16 protein-coding genes and 1 tRNA gene are annotated in these 15,571 nt (G+C 73.0%); 10 read left to right on the top strand and 7 right to left on the bottom strand.

Features of this window, described 5'->3' with window-relative positions; translation table 11 throughout:
• Positions 1–380: 380 nt before the first annotated feature.
• Positions 381–1,181 (top strand): phosphotransferase, encoded by an 801-nt coding sequence (locus ABZ444_RS50405; RefSeq protein ID WP_358012318.1) that lies wholly within the window; start codon positions 381–383, stop codon positions 1,179–1,181.
• A complete protein-coding gene (locus ABZ444_RS50410) occupies positions 1,165–2,100 on the top strand; it encodes a cobalamin biosynthesis protein (protein WP_358012321.1) in 936 nt (311 codons plus the stop codon). The genes ABZ444_RS50405 and ABZ444_RS50410 overlap by 17 nt, the downstream gene beginning before the upstream one ends.
• A gap of 23 nt (positions 2,101–2,123) precedes the next feature.
• On the opposite strand, the gene ABZ444_RS50415 is transcribed toward ABZ444_RS50410, so the two are convergent.
• The 4 genes from ABZ444_RS50415 to ABZ444_RS50430 all read right to left on the bottom strand — a co-directional run bounded on the left by ABZ444_RS50415 (position 2,124) and on the right by ABZ444_RS50430 (position 6,754).
• The gene (locus tag ABZ444_RS50415; RefSeq protein WP_357978197.1) at positions 2,124–2,360 is read right to left on the bottom strand and encodes a hypothetical protein; all 237 of its coding nucleotides are present in this window, start codon (positions 2,358–2,360) and stop codon (positions 2,124–2,126) included.
• Between the two features lie 89 nt (positions 2,361–2,449).
• Positions 2,450–3,250, bottom strand: a complete 801-nt coding sequence (locus tag ABZ444_RS50420; protein WP_358012324.1) for an exodeoxyribonuclease III — start codon at positions 3,248–3,250, stop codon at positions 2,450–2,452.
• Positions 3,251–3,287: 37 nt separating this feature from the next.
• Positions 3,288–4,259 (bottom strand): inositol-3-phosphate synthase, encoded by a 972-nt coding sequence (locus ABZ444_RS50425; RefSeq protein ID WP_358012327.1) that lies wholly within the window; start codon positions 4,257–4,259, stop codon positions 3,288–3,290.
• An 8-nt stretch (positions 4,260–4,267) separates the two neighbouring features.
• Positions 4,268–6,754: an AAA family ATPase gene (locus ABZ444_RS50430; RefSeq protein WP_358012330.1), complete on the bottom strand. Its 2,487-nt coding sequence runs from the start codon at positions 6,752–6,754 to the stop codon at positions 4,268–4,270.
• A gap of 74 nt (positions 6,755–6,828) precedes the next feature.
• Here ABZ444_RS50430 and ABZ444_RS50435 point away from each other — a divergent pair, with 74 nt between their 5' ends.
• Positions 6,829–7,932 (top strand): MFS transporter, encoded by a 1,104-nt coding sequence (locus ABZ444_RS50435; protein WP_358012333.1) that lies wholly within the window; start codon positions 6,829–6,831, stop codon positions 7,930–7,932.
• Here ABZ444_RS50435 and ABZ444_RS50440 read toward each other — a convergent pair.
• The gene (locus ABZ444_RS50440; protein WP_358012345.1) at positions 7,901–8,524 is read right to left on the bottom strand and encodes a hypothetical protein; all 624 of its coding nucleotides are present in this window, start codon (positions 8,522–8,524) and stop codon (positions 7,901–7,903) included. The two genes, ABZ444_RS50435 and ABZ444_RS50440, sit on opposite strands and share 32 nt — an antisense overlap.
• Before the next feature lie 20 nt (positions 8,525–8,544).
• On the opposite strand from ABZ444_RS50440, the gene ABZ444_RS50445 reads away from it, so the two are divergent.
• The gene (locus ABZ444_RS50445; RefSeq protein WP_357978675.1) at positions 8,545–8,724 is read left to right on the top strand and encodes a hypothetical protein; all 180 of its coding nucleotides are present in this window, start codon (positions 8,545–8,547) and stop codon (positions 8,722–8,724) included.
• Here ABZ444_RS50445 and ABZ444_RS50450 read toward each other — a convergent pair.
• A complete protein-coding gene (locus ABZ444_RS50450) occupies positions 8,700–10,259 on the bottom strand; it encodes an ABC transporter substrate-binding protein (protein ID WP_358012335.1) in 1,560 nt (519 codons plus the stop codon). The two genes, ABZ444_RS50445 and ABZ444_RS50450, sit on opposite strands and share 25 nt — an antisense overlap.
• 160 nt (positions 10,260–10,419) lie before the next feature.
• Between ABZ444_RS50450 and ABZ444_RS50455 the strand changes: the two genes are divergently transcribed.
• Together ABZ444_RS50455 and ABZ444_RS50460 are read left to right on the top strand one after the other, a co-directional pair.
• The gene (locus ABZ444_RS50455) at positions 10,420–12,312 is read left to right on the top strand and encodes a nitrate- and nitrite sensing domain-containing protein (protein WP_358012338.1); all 1,893 of its coding nucleotides are present in this window, start codon (positions 10,420–10,422) and stop codon (positions 12,310–12,312) included.
• Positions 12,305–12,661, top strand: a complete 357-nt coding sequence (locus ABZ444_RS50460) for a DUF742 domain-containing protein (RefSeq protein ID WP_352328721.1) — start codon at positions 12,305–12,307, stop codon at positions 12,659–12,661. Before ABZ444_RS50455 ends, ABZ444_RS50460 begins: the two co-directional genes overlap by 8 nt.
• Here the strand turns inward: ABZ444_RS50460 and ABZ444_RS50465 are convergent.
• Positions 12,639–14,045, bottom strand: coding sequence for an MFS transporter (locus ABZ444_RS50465; protein WP_358012341.1), 1,407 nt, complete (start codon positions 14,043–14,045; stop codon positions 12,639–12,641). The genes ABZ444_RS50460 and ABZ444_RS50465 overlap by 23 nt on opposite strands.
• A gap of 73 nt (positions 14,046–14,118) precedes the next feature.
• Here ABZ444_RS50465 and ABZ444_RS50470 point away from each other — a divergent pair, with 73 nt between their 5' ends.
• The 4 genes from ABZ444_RS50470 to ABZ444_RS50485 all read left to right on the top strand — a co-directional run bounded on the left by ABZ444_RS50470 (position 14,119) and on the right by ABZ444_RS50485 (position 15,486).
• The gene (locus ABZ444_RS50470) at positions 14,119–14,580 is read left to right on the top strand and encodes a MarR family transcriptional regulator (RefSeq protein ID WP_357978221.1); all 462 of its coding nucleotides are present in this window, start codon (positions 14,119–14,121) and stop codon (positions 14,578–14,580) included.
• 138 nt (positions 14,581–14,718) lie between these two features.
• Positions 14,719–14,794: transfer RNA gene (locus ABZ444_RS50475), tRNA-Met, on the top strand.
• Between the two features lie 22 nt (positions 14,795–14,816).
• The gene (locus ABZ444_RS50480; protein ID WP_357978224.1) at positions 14,817–15,251 is read left to right on the top strand and encodes an RpiB/LacA/LacB family sugar-phosphate isomerase; all 435 of its coding nucleotides are present in this window, start codon (positions 14,817–14,819) and stop codon (positions 15,249–15,251) included.
• A 10-nt stretch (positions 15,252–15,261) separates the two neighbouring features.
• On the top strand, positions 15,262–15,486 hold the full coding sequence (locus tag ABZ444_RS50485) for a hypothetical protein (RefSeq protein ID WP_352328727.1): 225 nt from the start codon (positions 15,262–15,264) through the stop codon (positions 15,484–15,486).
• The last annotated feature ends 85 nt before the right edge of the window (positions 15,487–15,571 follow it).

A 15,571-nucleotide genomic window follows, 5' to 3' on the forward strand; every position in this document is an offset into this window, starting at 1 on the left:
GGCGCGGACGCGGCACGGCGCGGCGCGGACGCGGCACGGCGCGGCACGGCACGTACGGCGCAGCGCGGCACGGCGCGTACGGCGCAGCGCGGCACGGCGCGTACGGCGCAGCGCGGCACGTACGGCGCAGCGCGGCACGGTGTCCGTCGGTCGTGAAGGCGTCGGGGTGCCGGTTCGGGACAGGACGAGGGGGATGATCCCGGTCCGGCGGGCCAGGACGTCCCTGAAGCAGGAGAAGAACGTCCCGAAAGCAGGGGGAGGACGGCCCGAAACCGGGAGAAGGGCGTCCCCGCGGCAGGGGAAGGGGAGCAGGGCGGGGAGGGAGGGGGCGGGGTAAAGGGCAGGCGGCGGTGGGGCAAATGGGGCTAAGCTGTTGTGGCATGGTCGCGACGCTCCTGCATGAGATTCCCCTGCAGGGCGGGGACGTGACAGACGGGGTGGTGCGCGTCGGTGACACGGTGCGCAGGCCGGTCGGTCCGGCCACGCCCGCCGTGCACGCCCTGCTCAGACACCTTGAGGCAGCCGGGTTCGGGGGTGCGCCGCGGGTCCTGGGAACGGACGGCTTAGGGCGCGAGATCCTCACGTACGTCCCTGGGCGGAGCGGGTTGTGCCGGGCCGGTTCGACCGACGCGTTTCTGGTCGACCTGGCGCTGCTGGTGAGGGAGTTCCACGACGCGACCGCCGGGTTCCCGCTCGACGCCGGAGGATGGGAAGGCGGGTCGAACGACGACCGCGCGCCGGAGGTCATCGGACATTGCGACCTGACGCCGGACAACGTGATCTTCCGTCAGGACACCGACATTCCCGCGGCCACCCCCGTCGCGCTGATCGACTTCGACCTGGCCCGGCCCACCACCCGGCTGTTCGACATCGTCACCACCCTCCGCCACTGGGCCCCGATCGCCGACCCCGTCGACCGTCACCCTCTCCAGCGCGACGCCGACGTGGGCGCCAGGATCCGGCTGTTCTGCGACGCCTACGGCCTCGCGCCCCGCGAACGCCGGCGGTTGCTCGAACTGTCCAGGCTCCGCTTCCACCGCTCCTACGACGTCATGCGCACCCGCGCCCGGGCCGGCGGGAACTGGGCCAGGATGTGGACCGGCGGCGCCGGGGAACGCATCCGCCGGGCGGCAGCCTGGCTGGATGTGCACGAAGATGAGCTTCATGCCCATTTGGTATGACCCGCTAGGTCTCGCGCTCGGTGTCGCACTCGACCAGGTTCTCGGTGATCCGCGCAGCTCAGCCCACCCCGTCGCCCTGTTCGGACGGGCGGCGGCGAAGCTGGAGGAGTCGTCGTACGGCGACACGAGGTGGCGTGGGGTGGTCCATGTCGGGATCTGCGTCGGGGGCGCGGCCGCCCTGGGCGCGCTGGCCCAGCGGAGCGGCGACCGGGCCGTCCGCACGGCGGTGACGGCGTTCGCCACGTGGGCCGTGCTCGGCGGCACGACCCTCGCCCGCGAAGGCGTGCACATGGCCGAGGCCCTGGAGCAGGACGATCTCCGCCGGGCCCGGGCCAGGCTCCCCCACCTGTGCGGCCGCGACCCCGCGGGGCTGGAGGCGCCCGAGCTGGCCAGGGCGACGGTGGAGTCGCTGGCGGAGAACACCTCCGACGCCGTGGTCGCCCCGCTGTTCTGGGGCGCGGTGGCGGGCGTGCCGGGGCTGCTGGCCTACCGGGCGGTCAACACGCTGGACGCCATGATCGGCCACCACTCCCCCCGCTACGAACGGTTCGGCTGGGCCGCGGCCCGGCTCGACGACGTGGCGAACTACGTACCGGCACGCGTGACGGGACTGCTGACGGCGGCGCTCGCCGACGACCCCGTCCGGGCGCTGCGGGTGCTGCGACGGGACGGCCACCGCCACCCCAGCCCGAACGCGGGCAGGTGCGAGGCCGCCTTCGCCGGCGCGCTCGGCGTCACCCTCGGCGGCACGAACGTGTACGGCGGCAGGACGGAACACCGCCCCACGATGGGCGACGGCCCCAAGCCGGACGTCAAGGACATCCGGCGCGCCGCCCGGCTCACCCGCGCGGTCGGACTGGCGGCGGCGGGGCTGGCCGTGCTCACCGCATGGGGCCTGCGCCGCCGCCATTCCGGATAATCGCGGTAATCAGCTGACGGCGGTCAACTCATTATCCGATTGAGATTGATCGCGAGCCAGATGACGAATGCCGCGACGGCGGTGACGGCGACCAGACCCTTCACCGCGTGGTGCGCGGTCTCCCGCCGCACCGTCACCTGCCTCTGCGTTTGCTTCCAGACCTGCCTGAGCATGATCATGTTCTGGAAGCGGCGTCCGAGCGCGAACAGGGCCAGCCCGATGAGGACGAACAGGATGACACGACCATCGGCAGGTTCCACGACACGGCCCCCTTTTTCGGTCTTGAAGAAGAAGCTGCGCCCCCGCACATTTGGTTACTCACGATACTCGTCTTGAAGCTGTTTGTTGATTAATTTATCGGGTCGAGATCCACCACGATGGGCGCGTGATCCGAGGGGCCTTTCCCCTTGCGCGCCTCGCGGTCGACGTACGCCGCCCGCACCCGGTCGGCGACGTCGGCGCTGGCGTAGACCAGGTCGATCCGCATGCCCTTGTTCTGGTGGAACATCCCGGCCCGGTAGTCCCAGTACGTGTACGGGTGGGGCCCCTTCATCGGCGTCGGCACCACGTCGCGCAGGCCGAGGTCGAGCAGCTCGGCGAGCGCGCGGCGTTCGGCGGGGGTGACGTGCGTGGAGCCGGCGAACAGCGCGGGGTCCCAGACGTCGGCGTCGGTCGGCGCCACGTTGTAGTCGCCGCAGGCCACCAGCGGCGAGCCCGCCTCCTCGGCCAGCGCGTCCCGCAGCGCGGCGAACCACTGCAGCTTGTAGGCGTAGTGCGGCGAGTCGAGCGCGCGGCCGTTCGGCGCGTACAGGGACCAGACCCGCAGGCCGCCGCAGGTCGCGCCCAGCGCGCGGGCCTCGGGACGGGCGGCGCCCACCCCGTCGAGCTCGGCGAAGCCCGGTTCGCCGGGGAAGCTCCGCGTCACCTCCTCCAGCCCGACCCTGGACAACACGGCGACGCCGTTCCACCGGCCGTCGCCGTGGGCGGCGGCGGCGTAGCCGAGCTCGCCCACCTCCGCCACGGGGAACGACTCCGCGGGACACTTCGTCTCCTGCAGGCAGACGATGTCGGGCTCGGTCGCGGCCAGCCAGTCGAGCAGGCGCGGCAGCCGTGCCTTGACCGAGTTCACGTTCCAGGTCGCCAGGCGCATCCTCCTAGCCTGCCACGGCCGGACCCGGCGTCCGAGGTCAGACCGCCTTCATGAGGGCGGCCGAGATGTCCCGCAGGAAGCCCCCCGTACCCGCGTCGAGCGCGGCCTTGGCCTGGCGCACGGCGTCGAGGACGTTCCCCGCCGCGCTCGGCGAGTCCTCCACCACCATGCGCAGCTCGATCTCCAGCGGGGAGCCGCCGAACCCCTCGCCCTCCAGCCGGATGAACGCGATCTTGCGGTCGTCGAGGAAGGGCAGGTACTGGGCGCCGACGTGGGTGGAGGTGCCGGCGCCGGTCGCCTTGGTGGCCCGCTTGCCGGCCATCCTGGCCGGGTCCTGGAGGTTGACGAAGTCCATGTTGCCCCCGGCCAGGAGCTGGTGGCCGTCGCGCAGCCGCACCCCGCTCGCGGTCAGGGCGTCGACCAGCGCCCGGTGCACGAGCGTGGCGCCGAAGGAGCTCTTCAGGTCGTCGCCGAGCAGCGGCAGCCCGGCCGCGGCGAAACGGTCGCGCCACCGCTCGGAGCGGGCGAGCACGGCGGGCATGCAGTTGACGAACGCGCAACCGGCCTCGATCGCGGCCTCGGCGTACAGCTCGGTGGCGCGCTGGGCGCCGGTGGGCAGGAAGTTCACCACGACCTGGGAGCCGGTCTCGCGCAGGTGGGCGGCCACGTCGGCGGCCGTCGCGGCGCCGCTCGGCTCGACCAGCTCGGCCGAGCCCTCGCCCACGCCGTCGGCCAGGATGCCCTCGCGCACCGGCACGTCCAGGTGGGGCACGTCGGCGAAGCGGCGGGAGTTGTTCGGCCGCGCCCAGATCGCCTGCGACAGGTCCAGGCCGAGCTTGGCTCGTCCGACGTCGAAGGCGGCGGTGAAACGCACGTCGGAGACGGCGTATCCGGCGCACACGGGGTTGAGCAGGCCAGGCGCCTCGCCGTCGCGGTAGTACTCGACACCCTGCACGAGGGACGACACGCAGTTGCCCACGCCGATGAGGGCGACGTTCACGGTTGTCATGCCGGAGTTCATATCAGGCCGGTCCGGCGGGCGACGGCGGCGGCCTCCACGCGGGAGGCGGCGCCGAGCTTGGCCATGATGTTCGACACGTGCACGCCGGAGGTCCTGGCCGAGATGTACAGCCGCTCGGCGATCTGCCGGTTGCTCAGGCCCTCGGCGACCAGGCCGAGCACCTCCAGCTCGCGGGCCGACAGCCCCGGCGCCGCCGACAGCGTCACCCGGGCGGTGGCCGCCGCCGCCTCCGCCTGCCGGCGCAGCGGCTCCGCGCCGAGCGCGGCGGCGATGGCCAGGGCCTCGCGCAGCGGCTCGCGGGCCCCCGCCGGGTCCCGCTCGGCCGCGCCGACCAGCGCCCGCCCCAGCCCGTACGGCTGCCCCACGGCCCGCCAGGCGGCCACCGCGGCCGCCCACGAGCCGCCGAGCTCGGCCTCGAACGTGGCCCGGTACGCCTCCTGCAGCCGCCCGACGGTGGGCAGGCCCGGCGGCGCGGCGCGCACCCGTCCGATGCGGGCCGCGAGGGCCAGCAGCGGCCAGGCGTAGCGGCGGCTGCGGGTCAGGTCGTGCTCCGACAGCACGTGGTCGACCAGCCGGCGCGCCCGGTCCAGGTCTCCCCCGGCCTCGGCGAGGCGGCATTCGAGCAGGTCGGGCTCCAGGCAGGAGTCGTAGCCGCGCGAACGCCCGCGCATGAGCGGCCTGGCCTGCGCGAGCAGCGCGCCGGCCGCGGACAGCGAGCCCTCCCGCACCGCGACCGTGCCGAGCACGAGCAGGATCCAGGCGCGGTGGATCGGCGGCGGGTCGAGCGCGAGCGCGGGGGCGGCGACCTCGCGGGCCTCCTTCCAGCGGCCCAGCGAGGCGAGCGGCTCGGCCAGGTTGGCGGCCAGGTGGGCGCCGCGCGAGCGGGCCAGGCCCAGCCGGGCGGCCTCGGCCATGCCGCGCCGCGCGACCGCCTCGGCCCTGGCGTGCTCGCCGGCGGCCTCCAGCGCGTCGGCCTCGCCGGCGTAGGAGACGAGCAGCGTGTCGTCGTCGGGCGCGCTGATCCGGGCGCGGGCGAACAGGGCGGAGGCGGTGGCGAGGTCGTCGTCGAGCGCGGCGAGCGCGGCCAGGGTGACCAGGGACCTGGCGTCGCCCAGCGCGTACGCCTCCTCGGCGCGGGCGCGGGCCTCGTCGTCCCGGCCATGCCAGGCCAGCGTGCAGGCCAGGGCGCCGAGCAGCCTGGACTCGCGGGGGGCCAGCCGGACGGCCTCGCGCAGGTCGTCCAGGCCCTCCTCGCCGTGCAGGTCGCGGATGGCGACGCGCAGCTCCAGCAGGTGGGCCGCGCGCAGCGGGTCGGCGACCTCGGCGAGCGCCCGGCCGGCCAGGTCGTCGGCGCGGTGGGCGTCGCCGTCGCGCAGGGCGTCCCTGGCGGCGGCCTCGAGCACCTGGGCGTGGTCCTGGCCGTCCGCGTGCGTCCACAGCTCCAGCACCAGGTCCCATCTGCGGGCCCGCCAGGCGGCCTCGAAGGCGCGGGGCCCGTCGCCGGCGGCGTGCCAGTGGTCGGCGGCCAGTTCGGGCTGGGCGGGGGCGCAGCGGGCGTGCAGGCGGCGGCGTTCGCCGGGGAGCAGGTCGTCGTAGACGGCCTCGCGGATGAGCGCGTGCCGGAAGACGTAGGTGTCGCCGTCCACGAGCAGCAGCCGAGCCCGTACGACCGGCCGCAGCGCCTCGTCGAGCGCGAGGTCGTCGAGCCCGGCGACCTGACGCAGCACCTCGTGGGGCGTCCTGCGCCCGGCCACGGCGGCGATCCGCAGCACGTCGAGACCAGGCCCCGGCAGCTTCTCGGCCCCGGCGAGCAGCAGCTCGCGCAGCGAGGCGGGGGTCGTGTCGCCCGCCTCGGCCAGCGCCTCGGCGAACAGCGGGTTGCCCTCGCTGCGCGCCACGATCGCGTCGACGTCGTCGCGGCCGAGCAGGCGGGCCACCTCGTCGCGGCCGAGCGGCGGCACCCTGACCACTTCGGCGCCGGGCAGCCGCAGCGGCTCGCGCGAGGTCGCGACGACCATCGCGCCGGGCCGCGTCAGGTTGCGCAGCAGGTACGCCAGCAGGTCGCGGGCGGCCTGGTCGGCCCAGTGCAGATCCTCCAGCACGATCACCAGCGGACGGCGCTCGGCGGCCCGCTCGACCAGCAGCAGCACCTCCTCGAACAGCCGGGCCCGGCCCAGGTCGGGCGTGTCGTCCAGCTCCCCCAGCTCGGGCAGCAGGCACGCCAGGCCCTTGCGCCCGCCGCCCGGCACGAGCCCGGCGCCGTACTCCCTGACCAGGCGGCGCAGCACGGGCACGAACGGCGCGTACGCCGGCCCGCCAGGATCGGCCCCGCCCTCGGCCACCAGCGCGTCCACCCCGCCGGCGAACCGCCCGACCAGCCTGGACTTGCCGATCCCCGCCTCGCCCACGACCAGCACCGCACTCGGGGTGCTGGCCCACGCGGCGGTCAGCCGGCCCAGTTCGGCCTCACGTCCCACGAACACACCTCTCATTATGAAGAGGCGGCTACGCATCATGCCCGATCCCACCCAGAACGGGATTCGTCATCGTCGAAGGCATGATGACGCGCTCGTTGAGCCTGATGATGGCCGCTTCGGTGACCGGGATGCTCGGTTTCTTCCTGCTGTTCTCCACCGTCCCCCTGTACGCGGCGACCGGCGGCTCCGGCGCGTCCGGCGCGGGCCTGGCCACCGGCGCGATGATGGCGTCCACCGTCCTCGCCGAGCTGGCCGTCCCCTGGCTGCTGTCGCGGCACGGCTACCGCGCGGCGATGGCGCTCGGCCTGGTCCTGCTCGGCCTGCCCGCCCTGCTGCTCCCGCTGTCGGCGGAGCTGCCCGTGGTGCTGGCCGTGTCGCTGCTGCGCGGCGCGGGCCTCGGCGTGCTCGTGGTCGCCGGCACCGCGCTCACCGCCGACCTGGTGCCCGCCGAGCGCCGCGGCGAAGGGCTCGGCCTGTACGGCCTGGCCGTCGGCGTGCCCTCGGTCGCCGGGCTGCCGCTGGGCCTGTGGGCGGCCGACGTGCTCGGGTTCGCGCCCGTCCTCGTGGTCGCCGGGCTGCTGCCCCTGGCCGGGCTCGTGGCGGTGACCGGCCTGCCCGCCGGCAGGCCGGTCACGGCCGGCGTGGGCGGGCGGACGGGCGGGCTGGCCGCGCCGATGCTGGTCTTCGCCTCGGTCACGGTCTCCGTCGGCGTCCTGGTGACGTTCCTGCCGCTGGCTGGCTCGCCAGGACTGGCCTCGGCGGCCCTGCTCGCCCAGTCGCTCGCCACGCCGGCGGCCCGCTGGTGGGCGGGCCGGTTCGGCGACCGGCACGGCCCGGCCGGCCTGCTCGTGCCGGGCCTGCTCGCCGCCGCCGCGGGCACCGCGCTGCAGGCGTGGACGACCGCTCCCGTGGCGGTCGTGACCGGGATGGCGCTGTTCGGGGCGGGGTTCGGGGTGCTGCAGAACGCGACGCTGACGGTGATGCTCCAGCGCGGCGAGCCGGCCCGCGTCAGCGCCCTGTGGAACCTGGCCTACGACGCGGGGATGGGCGTGGGCGCGACGGGGTTCGGGCTGGTGCTCGGGCACACCGGCTACCGGCTGGGGTTCGTGCTGGTGGCCGCGCTCGTCGTGCTGACGGTCCCGCTGGCCAGGGTCAGGCCCGCGTACGCGGCACTCCCACGGTGATCTCGTGGCCGAGGCGGCGGCCGATCAGCAGCTCCAGGTCGTCGCCGCTCCAGAATCTGCCCGGGTCGTACCAGTTGGGACGCCGGCCGCCGGGCAGCAGGCCCATCTCCTCGTAGGTGACGGCCACGACCTCCGCGCAGTACGCGCTCTCCGGCGTGGCCTCCTTCCTGGCCCGCCGCGGGACCCGGCCCCTGGCCCAGCGGGCGGCCAGCCGGGCGGTGGACGGGAACGGGGTGCCGTCGAGCCGGGCGACCACGCGCAGCGCGGCGTCCTCCATCTCGGGGGTGGCCTGCGGTTCGAGCTGGCGCAGCCAGGGACGCTGGCCGTAGCGGTCGGCCCAGACGGTGACCGCGTCGCGCAGGTCGTGCAGCTGGACGCCGCGCTGGTGGCTGCCCGCCCACAGGTCGAGCAGCGACTTGCCCAGCTCGGCGTGCCACATCATGGGCGGCAGGTCCTCGATCACGATCGCCATGCCCACGTGGTTGACCGGGCTGTTGGTCATCGTCTGGATGGCCCGGTCGGGCACGGACCTCCCGCGGAAGATCCACAGATCGCCGGTTCTGGTCACCTTGACGGCCTCGTCGAGAGTCAGCACATCGCTAGCCTAGGCACATGCGCTGGTGGAAGATGCTCGGTCTGGCGGGAATCGCGGGGGTCGCGGCCACGGGGGTGGTGATCGCGCGCGCCGAACGTCGCCGGCGGGCGTACACGCCCGAGGAGATCAGGACGCGGCTGCGTGAGCGGGTCGAGGCGGCGTCGGAGGCGGCTCAGCCGGACGGGCGCAGCTCGTAGGCGAAGACCACGTCGGGGTAGGCCGGGTTGTCGTCGTAGCCCTGGACGCCGCCCAGGTAGGCCCGCTGGTACCGCACCACCCAGGGCAGCGCCGCGGCGGCCCGCACGTCGAGCACGCGTCCGGTGGCCTGCTCGTACGCCGCCTGCGCGGCCTCCTTGTCGGTCACGCTCAGCTCGGGCAGCCCTTCGAGCAGCTCGTCCAGGGTCCTGTCGCGCAGGTAGGCCAGGTTGAACACCGGCGGGTCGGCGCTGCGGAAGACGTTGCCGAACCACGAGTAGCCGTCGGGGTAGTCGGGCCACCAGTACATGACGAAGATGTCCTGGCCGCGTTTCCTGCCCTGCTGCCACTGGGCGTTCCAGGACATGGCGCGGGCGTCGAGCGTGACGTTCAGCGGCTTCAGCTCCGCCGCCAGGCTGGTGGCCAGCAGCCGCTGGTCGTGGTCGCCCTGCGCGTAGGTGAGCCGCAGCCGCAGCGGCCGGCCCGCGGGCCCGTACCCGGCGCGGCCCAGCAGGGCCGCCGCGCCCGCCAGGTCCTGCCGGGGCGCGCGGCGTGCGACGTGGCCGGTCAGCCCCTCCGGGACGATGCCGGCGGCCGGCGCGACCGCGCCCCGCAGCGCCCTGGCCAGGCCGCGGTAGTCGACGGCCTTCTGCACCGCGCGGCGCACCCGCACGTCCTGCATCGGGCCGCTCGCGGTGTTGAACAGCAGCATGGCCGTCTGGTACGAGTCCCGCTCGCTGGTGCGCACCCCGGGCGTGACCGCGGCCCTGGCGAACAGCCGGGGGCTGAGCCGGTCCACGAAGCTCACCTCGCCGCGGGCCAGCATCCGCCACGCGCGGTCGGGGTCCGGCACGACGCGGTACTTGACCGTGCTGTAGTGCGGCTTGTCCCATCCGCCCCAGTATTTGGGGTACGCCTTGAGCGTCAGCTCCTCCTCCTGGCCCGGATGCCAGGCCGCCACCGTGTACGGCCCCGACCCGGCGTCCCTGCCCGCGCCGAGCCATGAGCGCAGGTCGGGCGCCGCCTGCGTGTCGTAGATGTAGGCCGCGTACCCGGAGGAGGCCACCAGGTCGAGCGGCACGGCGTACTTCAGGGCGAACGTGACCGTGCTCGCGTCCTCGGCCTTGACGGAGGAGACGGCGTCCCAGATGTAGGACGCGCCCGCGCCGGTCTTCATCGTGCGCTCGATCGACGCCTTGACCGCCGCGGCGTCCACCGGCCGGCCGGTGTGGAAGGTCGCGCCCTGGCGCAGTGTGAACGTCCAGGTGCGGCCGTCGGGCGTCGAGCGCCAGGAGGTGGCCAGGCGGGGGGCCGACTTCTTGGTGAAGGGGTTCCAGAGGGTCAGGGTCTCGTAGACGTTCTGGAAGGCGATGAGCTCGTTGGAGTAGGAGCTCGCGGGGTCCCAGTCGGAGATGACGTCCAGGTTCTGCGCGTACACGAAGACCGACTCGGCGGCGGGGGGCCGGGGGACCTCCGTGGGCCCGGAACAGGCCGACAGAAGCGCCAGCGCGGCGGCCGCTGTGAGACGACGGCGCAACGCAGCTCCCTCTGTAACCGATTTGGGGGAAACCTACTGCAAGATCACGGACACATGTCCAAAAGTCCCGAAAAATTGGGCAATTGGGTGATCGAATTGCTATCCTCTGGGCTTGTCCCGTCCGGGGTTGCCAGCAGGGGACCGACCGGAGTGAGGTGCCATGGGTCGTAGCCGGACGATCCGCATGAAGATCATCGGACTACTACTCGTGCCTCTGACCTCCATGGTCGTGTTGTGGGGCGTGATCACCGCCGTCACCGCCGGCGAGAGCCTGGAGCTGCGTCAGTACAAGACACTCTGGACGAACCTCCGCCATCCGGCGTACAAGTTGATCAGCGAGCTCCAGCACGAGCGTCTCTCCTCGGCCAAGCTGCTGCGCCGGGCCGCCTCCCAGAAGGACGTGGCCGACCAGCGCACCCGCACCGACGCCGCCAGGGACGAGTTCAGAAAGCTCTCCAGCAACTCCAAGGACCGATCGGAAGAGATCCGTGCGCAGGTGGACGCGGTGTACACGCAGCTCGGCAGGCTCGACGCGATCCGGGGTGAGATCGACGACGGCCTGTCCGACCGTCTGCTCGCCGGCGAGGCGTACAACACCGTGATCGACTCCCTCTACGGCCTGCACCGGCGCGTCGCGCTCATCGACGACATCCCGATCTACGAGCAGTCCCGCGTGATCATCGAGCTGGGTTACGCCAAGGAGCTGCTGACCAGGGAACAGGCCATCGCGCTCGGGCCGGTCACGCCGTCCGAACGCCGGCAGTTCACCCAGATCGTCGGCAACCGGCGCTTCCTCATCGACCAGGGGCTCGGCGAGCTGGACGCGAGCCTGCGCGACACCCAGGTCTCCCTCGTCACCTCGCCCGTCTACCAGCGCATGCGACTGATGGAGGACCGGATCGTCGCCGGCGCCACGCCGCCGCGCGGCTGGCTGAGCACCACCGAGTCGATCTCCAAGACGTACGGGGAGTCGCTCATGCGGGCCAGCAAGCTGCTCAACGCGCGCGCCGACCCCGTGGCCGACCAGGTGCTGTCGCGGGCGTTCATCCTGGCCGGCACGTGTTTCCTGCTGGTCATCGTGTCGATCGTGTTCTCGCTGCGGATGGGCAACCGGCTGTCGAAGGAGCTGGGCGCGCTCAGGCTCGCCGCCCTGGAGGTGGCCCAGGAGCGGCTGCCGCACGTGGTGGCCAAGCTGCGCAAGGGCGAGAGGGTGGAGATGCCGGAGTTGTCGGTGGCCACCAGCACGGTCGAGATCGGCGACGTCGGCCAGGCCTTCTCCACCGTCCAGCAGACCGCCGTCGAGGCCGCGATCGGCCAGGCGCAGCTCAGCGAGGGCGTCGGGCACGTCTTCCGCAACCTGGCCAGACGTTCCCAGGCCCTGCTGCACCGCCAGCGCATCCAGCTGGAGGACATGCAGCACCGCGCCACCGACCCCGAGGCCCTGGACGACCTGTTCCGCCTCGACCACCTGACCACCCGCATGCGCCGCCACGCCGAGGGCCTGATCATCCTGTCGGGCGCCACCCCGGGCCGCGGCTGGAGCAAGCCGGTGCCGCTGCTCGACGTGGCCCGCGGCGCGACGGCCGAGGTGGAGGACTACCGCCGGGTCACCGTCGAGCCGATGTCCGGCCAGCGCCTGGCCGGGCCGGTGGTCGGCGACGTGATCCACCTGGTCGCCGAGCTCATCGAGAACGCGACCGTCTACTCGCCGCCGCACACGCAGGTCATCGTGCGCGGCGAGGGAACCGCCCGCGGCTTCGCCTTCGAGGTCGAGGACCGCGGGCTCGGGCTGAGTGCCCAGGAGCTGGCCGAACTCAACGAGCGGCTGGCCAGCCCACCCGAGTTCGACCTGGCCGACAGCGACAAGCTGGGGCTTTTCGTCGTCTCCCGCCTGGCCGCCAGGCACGACATCCGCGTGACGCTACGCGGTTCACCATATGGAGGGACCACCGCGATCGTGTTGATCCCGGCTGAGCACGTCGCCGATCCGGAACCGGAGGCCGACGTGAAGGAGCCCGCCCGTCCTGTGATGCGGGTGGTGCCAAGTGAGTGACGAGCGCTGGCTGGACGAGGACGCCGGTCCGATCGTCCCGGCCTACCTGCTGACCAGGGGCCGTACGGTGCCCGCGAGCGAGGCCATCGACCTCATCGCGGTCATCGTCACCGCCGGTGGGCTGACGCCTCCGGTCGGGCTCGGGCCCGAGCACCTGATCATCATGCAGAAGTGCACCAAGCCGACCCGGCTGGTGGACGTGGCCGCCGAGCTGAACCTGCCCATCGGCGTGGTCAGGGTGCTGGTCGGCGACCTGCACGCGCGGCAGCTCGTCCAGGTCGAGCTGCCGCCCCCCGCGCCGGACGCCAAGGTGCTGCTGGAAGTGATCAGTGGGCTGAAGGCGCTGTGACGGCCCGGCTGTTCAACCTTCCGTAGACGGTGGCGAACACCGCCGCGACCAGCCCGGCCGCCGCGGCGGTGCCGAAGACCCACTGGAAGCCCACGACGCCGGGGCGCGCGGCCAGGATCGCGGCGATGGCCGCGCCCGCCACGCTGCCGCCGACGATGCGCACCAGCGCGTTGACCCCCGCGGCCAGCGCGGTCCTGGACGGCTCGACGTGCTCGACGGCCATCGTGCCCAGCGCGGCGTAGCCGATGCCGAGGCCGATGCCCATGAGGGAGGAGGCCACGTACAGGGTGGCCGGGCTGCCGTGCTCGAACGCCAGCCACAGCCCCCCGAGCCCGGTCACGCCCGCGCCCGTCGCCACCATGTACGAGGCGGCGAACCGGCGCATGATCCGCCCCGCGAACAACGAGATGACCAGCATGAACAGGGTGCTCGGCAGCAGGAACAGCCCGACCTGGAGGGTGGAGGCGCCGAAGCCGAAGCCGGTCGCCTTCGGGACCTGGGCGAACTGTGACATGCCGGTCAGCATCGTGAAGAACGAGAACCCGAGCAACATCGAGGAGACCGTCGCGCCGATCGTCCCCCTGTGCACCAGCATCGACATCTCGACCAGCGGCTCGGCCACCCTGCGCTCGACCAGCACCCACACCACGGCCAGCACGGCGGCCCCGGCGAACAGACCCAGCACGCCGGGCGACGTCCAGCCCCACGAGCCGCCCTCGCTGATCGCCAGCAGCAGCGCGACCAGCCAGGCGGTCAGCAGCGCGGCCCCGGCGAGGTCAGGACGGCCCTTGCCGGCCGGTGCCACGTCCCGCACGAGGAAGGCCAGGATCACGACGGCCACCAGCGAGATCCCACCGGTGATCCAGAACACCAGGTGGTAGTCACCGGCGGCCAGCCCGGCCAGGATCATGCCGCCGCCGCTGCCGAACCCCATCGTCGCGCTCAGCACGCCGATGCCGGTCGCGAGCTGCTGCCTGGGCAGCAGGTCGCGGACCACCCCGATCGACAACGGGACCAGCGCGGACACCGCCCCCTGGAGGACCCGGGCCACGATCAGCCAGGTCAGCGACGTGGCCATCGCCGCCATGACCGAGCCCACCACCAGCAGGCCCAGCGCGCCGAGGATCATCGGGCGCCGGCCGTACATGTCGCCGAAGCGTGACAGCAGCGGCGTGGAGACCGCGGCGACCAAGAGGCTGATGGTGAGCGTCCAGCTCACGGCCGAGAGCGAGGCGTGCAGCTCCCGCTGCAGCACGGGAAGCAACGGGACCACCGCGGTGTTCTGGAGGGCGGCGATGGAGGCCGCGAACGCCAGGGAGACCACCGTGGGCCAGGGGTTGCGCATCGACGTCTCACGCGTCGCGGATACGACGGCTGTCGCCATGTCGGCTCCTTTAGATAACTTAGGTAAGTAACCGAGCAACGATGATACATACGTAAGTTAGGTAAGCAAACAGATGGGCGAAGATCTCAACAGGACGGTGTCGGCCTTCCGGCGGCTGGTCGTCACGCTCAACCGCGCCAAGACCCACGAATGGCTCACCGAGGCGGCCGGCATCCGGCTCGACCGGCCCGACGTGCAGATCATCGTCTATCTGCTCGACGCGGGCGAGCCCCGCAGGATCGGCATGATCGCCGAGGGGCTCCAGGTCGAGAGCCCGCACGTGACCAGGCACGTCGCGGCCCTTGAGCAGCGCGGGCTGGTCGAGCGCGTACGCGACCCCGACGACCGGCGGGCCTGGCGCATCGCGCTCACCGAGGAGGGGGCCGAGGTGGCGAGCAGGTGCCGCCGGGTCACCACCGAGTGGTTCGAGGAGGTGCTGTCCGACTGGCCGGAGCCGGAGCGGGCCGAGCTGTCCCGGCTGATGACCAAGCTGTCGGACGACTTCTGCGAGCGCATGCGCGCCCGGTACATGTGAGAAAAACGCGTTGCGGGGCCGGGGGCGCGGGCGGCATGCTCGTGCCCATGGTCATCCAGCCGGTCGTCCGGCGAATGCGCATGCCGCACCCGTCCGGGGGTTCCCGCCGTTGAGATCGGCGGCCCCCGGCCCGTTCCAGGCGGGTGGGGGCGCTGGTGTGCCCGGCGGTTTCATAAGCCGCTCCAGGCGGGTTCGATCCCCGCACCCGCCACCACAATGCTGGTAGAGATGGGCCCATGCGGATTTCGGTGGCGGCGGACAGCAACGACGGGGTGGCCGGGCGCATCGTGGCCGAGCTGCGCGGGCGTGGTCACGAGGTGCTGACCCACGGCGCACTCGACGACGGCGAGCGCGACGACTGGGCGTGGGCCTGCGAGCTGGCCGCCAGAGACGTCGCGGAGGGCCGGGCCGACCAGGCGGTGGTCTGCTGCTGGACGGGCACGGGCGCCTCCATCGCGGCCAACAAGGTGCCCGGCGTGCGGGCCGCGCTGTGCGCCGACGCCTACACCGCCGACGGGGCGCGCAGGTGGAACGACGCCAACGTGCTGGCCCTCAGCCTCCGCCTGACCTCCGACGTCGTGCTCGGCGAGATCCTCGACGCCTGGTTCGGCGGGCGGCCCAGCACCGATCCGGCCGACGTGGCCAACGTGGCGCACCTCGCGGAGATCTAGGCTCTGCGGCATGGACAACTTACGGTGCACGCATTGCGGCGCGGAGGGGCTCGAACCCGGGTTCGTCGCCGACCAGGGTGAGCACTCCCGGGGGTACGCCCGCTGGGTCGAAGGGGCGCTGTCGCGCGGGATCTTCGGCGGCGCCCGGCTGATGGGCCGTCCCAAGTGGGAGATCGACGCCTACCGCTGCCGCTCCTGCCACCACCTCGAACTGTTCGCCACCCGCCCCGACTAGATGAATGAGTCCAAGGCATAGCTGCGGAGATAGGGCGAGGATGCCCATTCTCGGGTTGTGACGACCGAACTGGACACCCTCGCAA

Origin of the sequence: Nonomuraea sp. NPDC005730 (genome assembly GCF_040630865.1) — a bacterium.
Lineage (GTDB): Bacteria > Actinomycetota > Actinomycetes > Streptosporangiales > Streptosporangiaceae > Nonomuraea.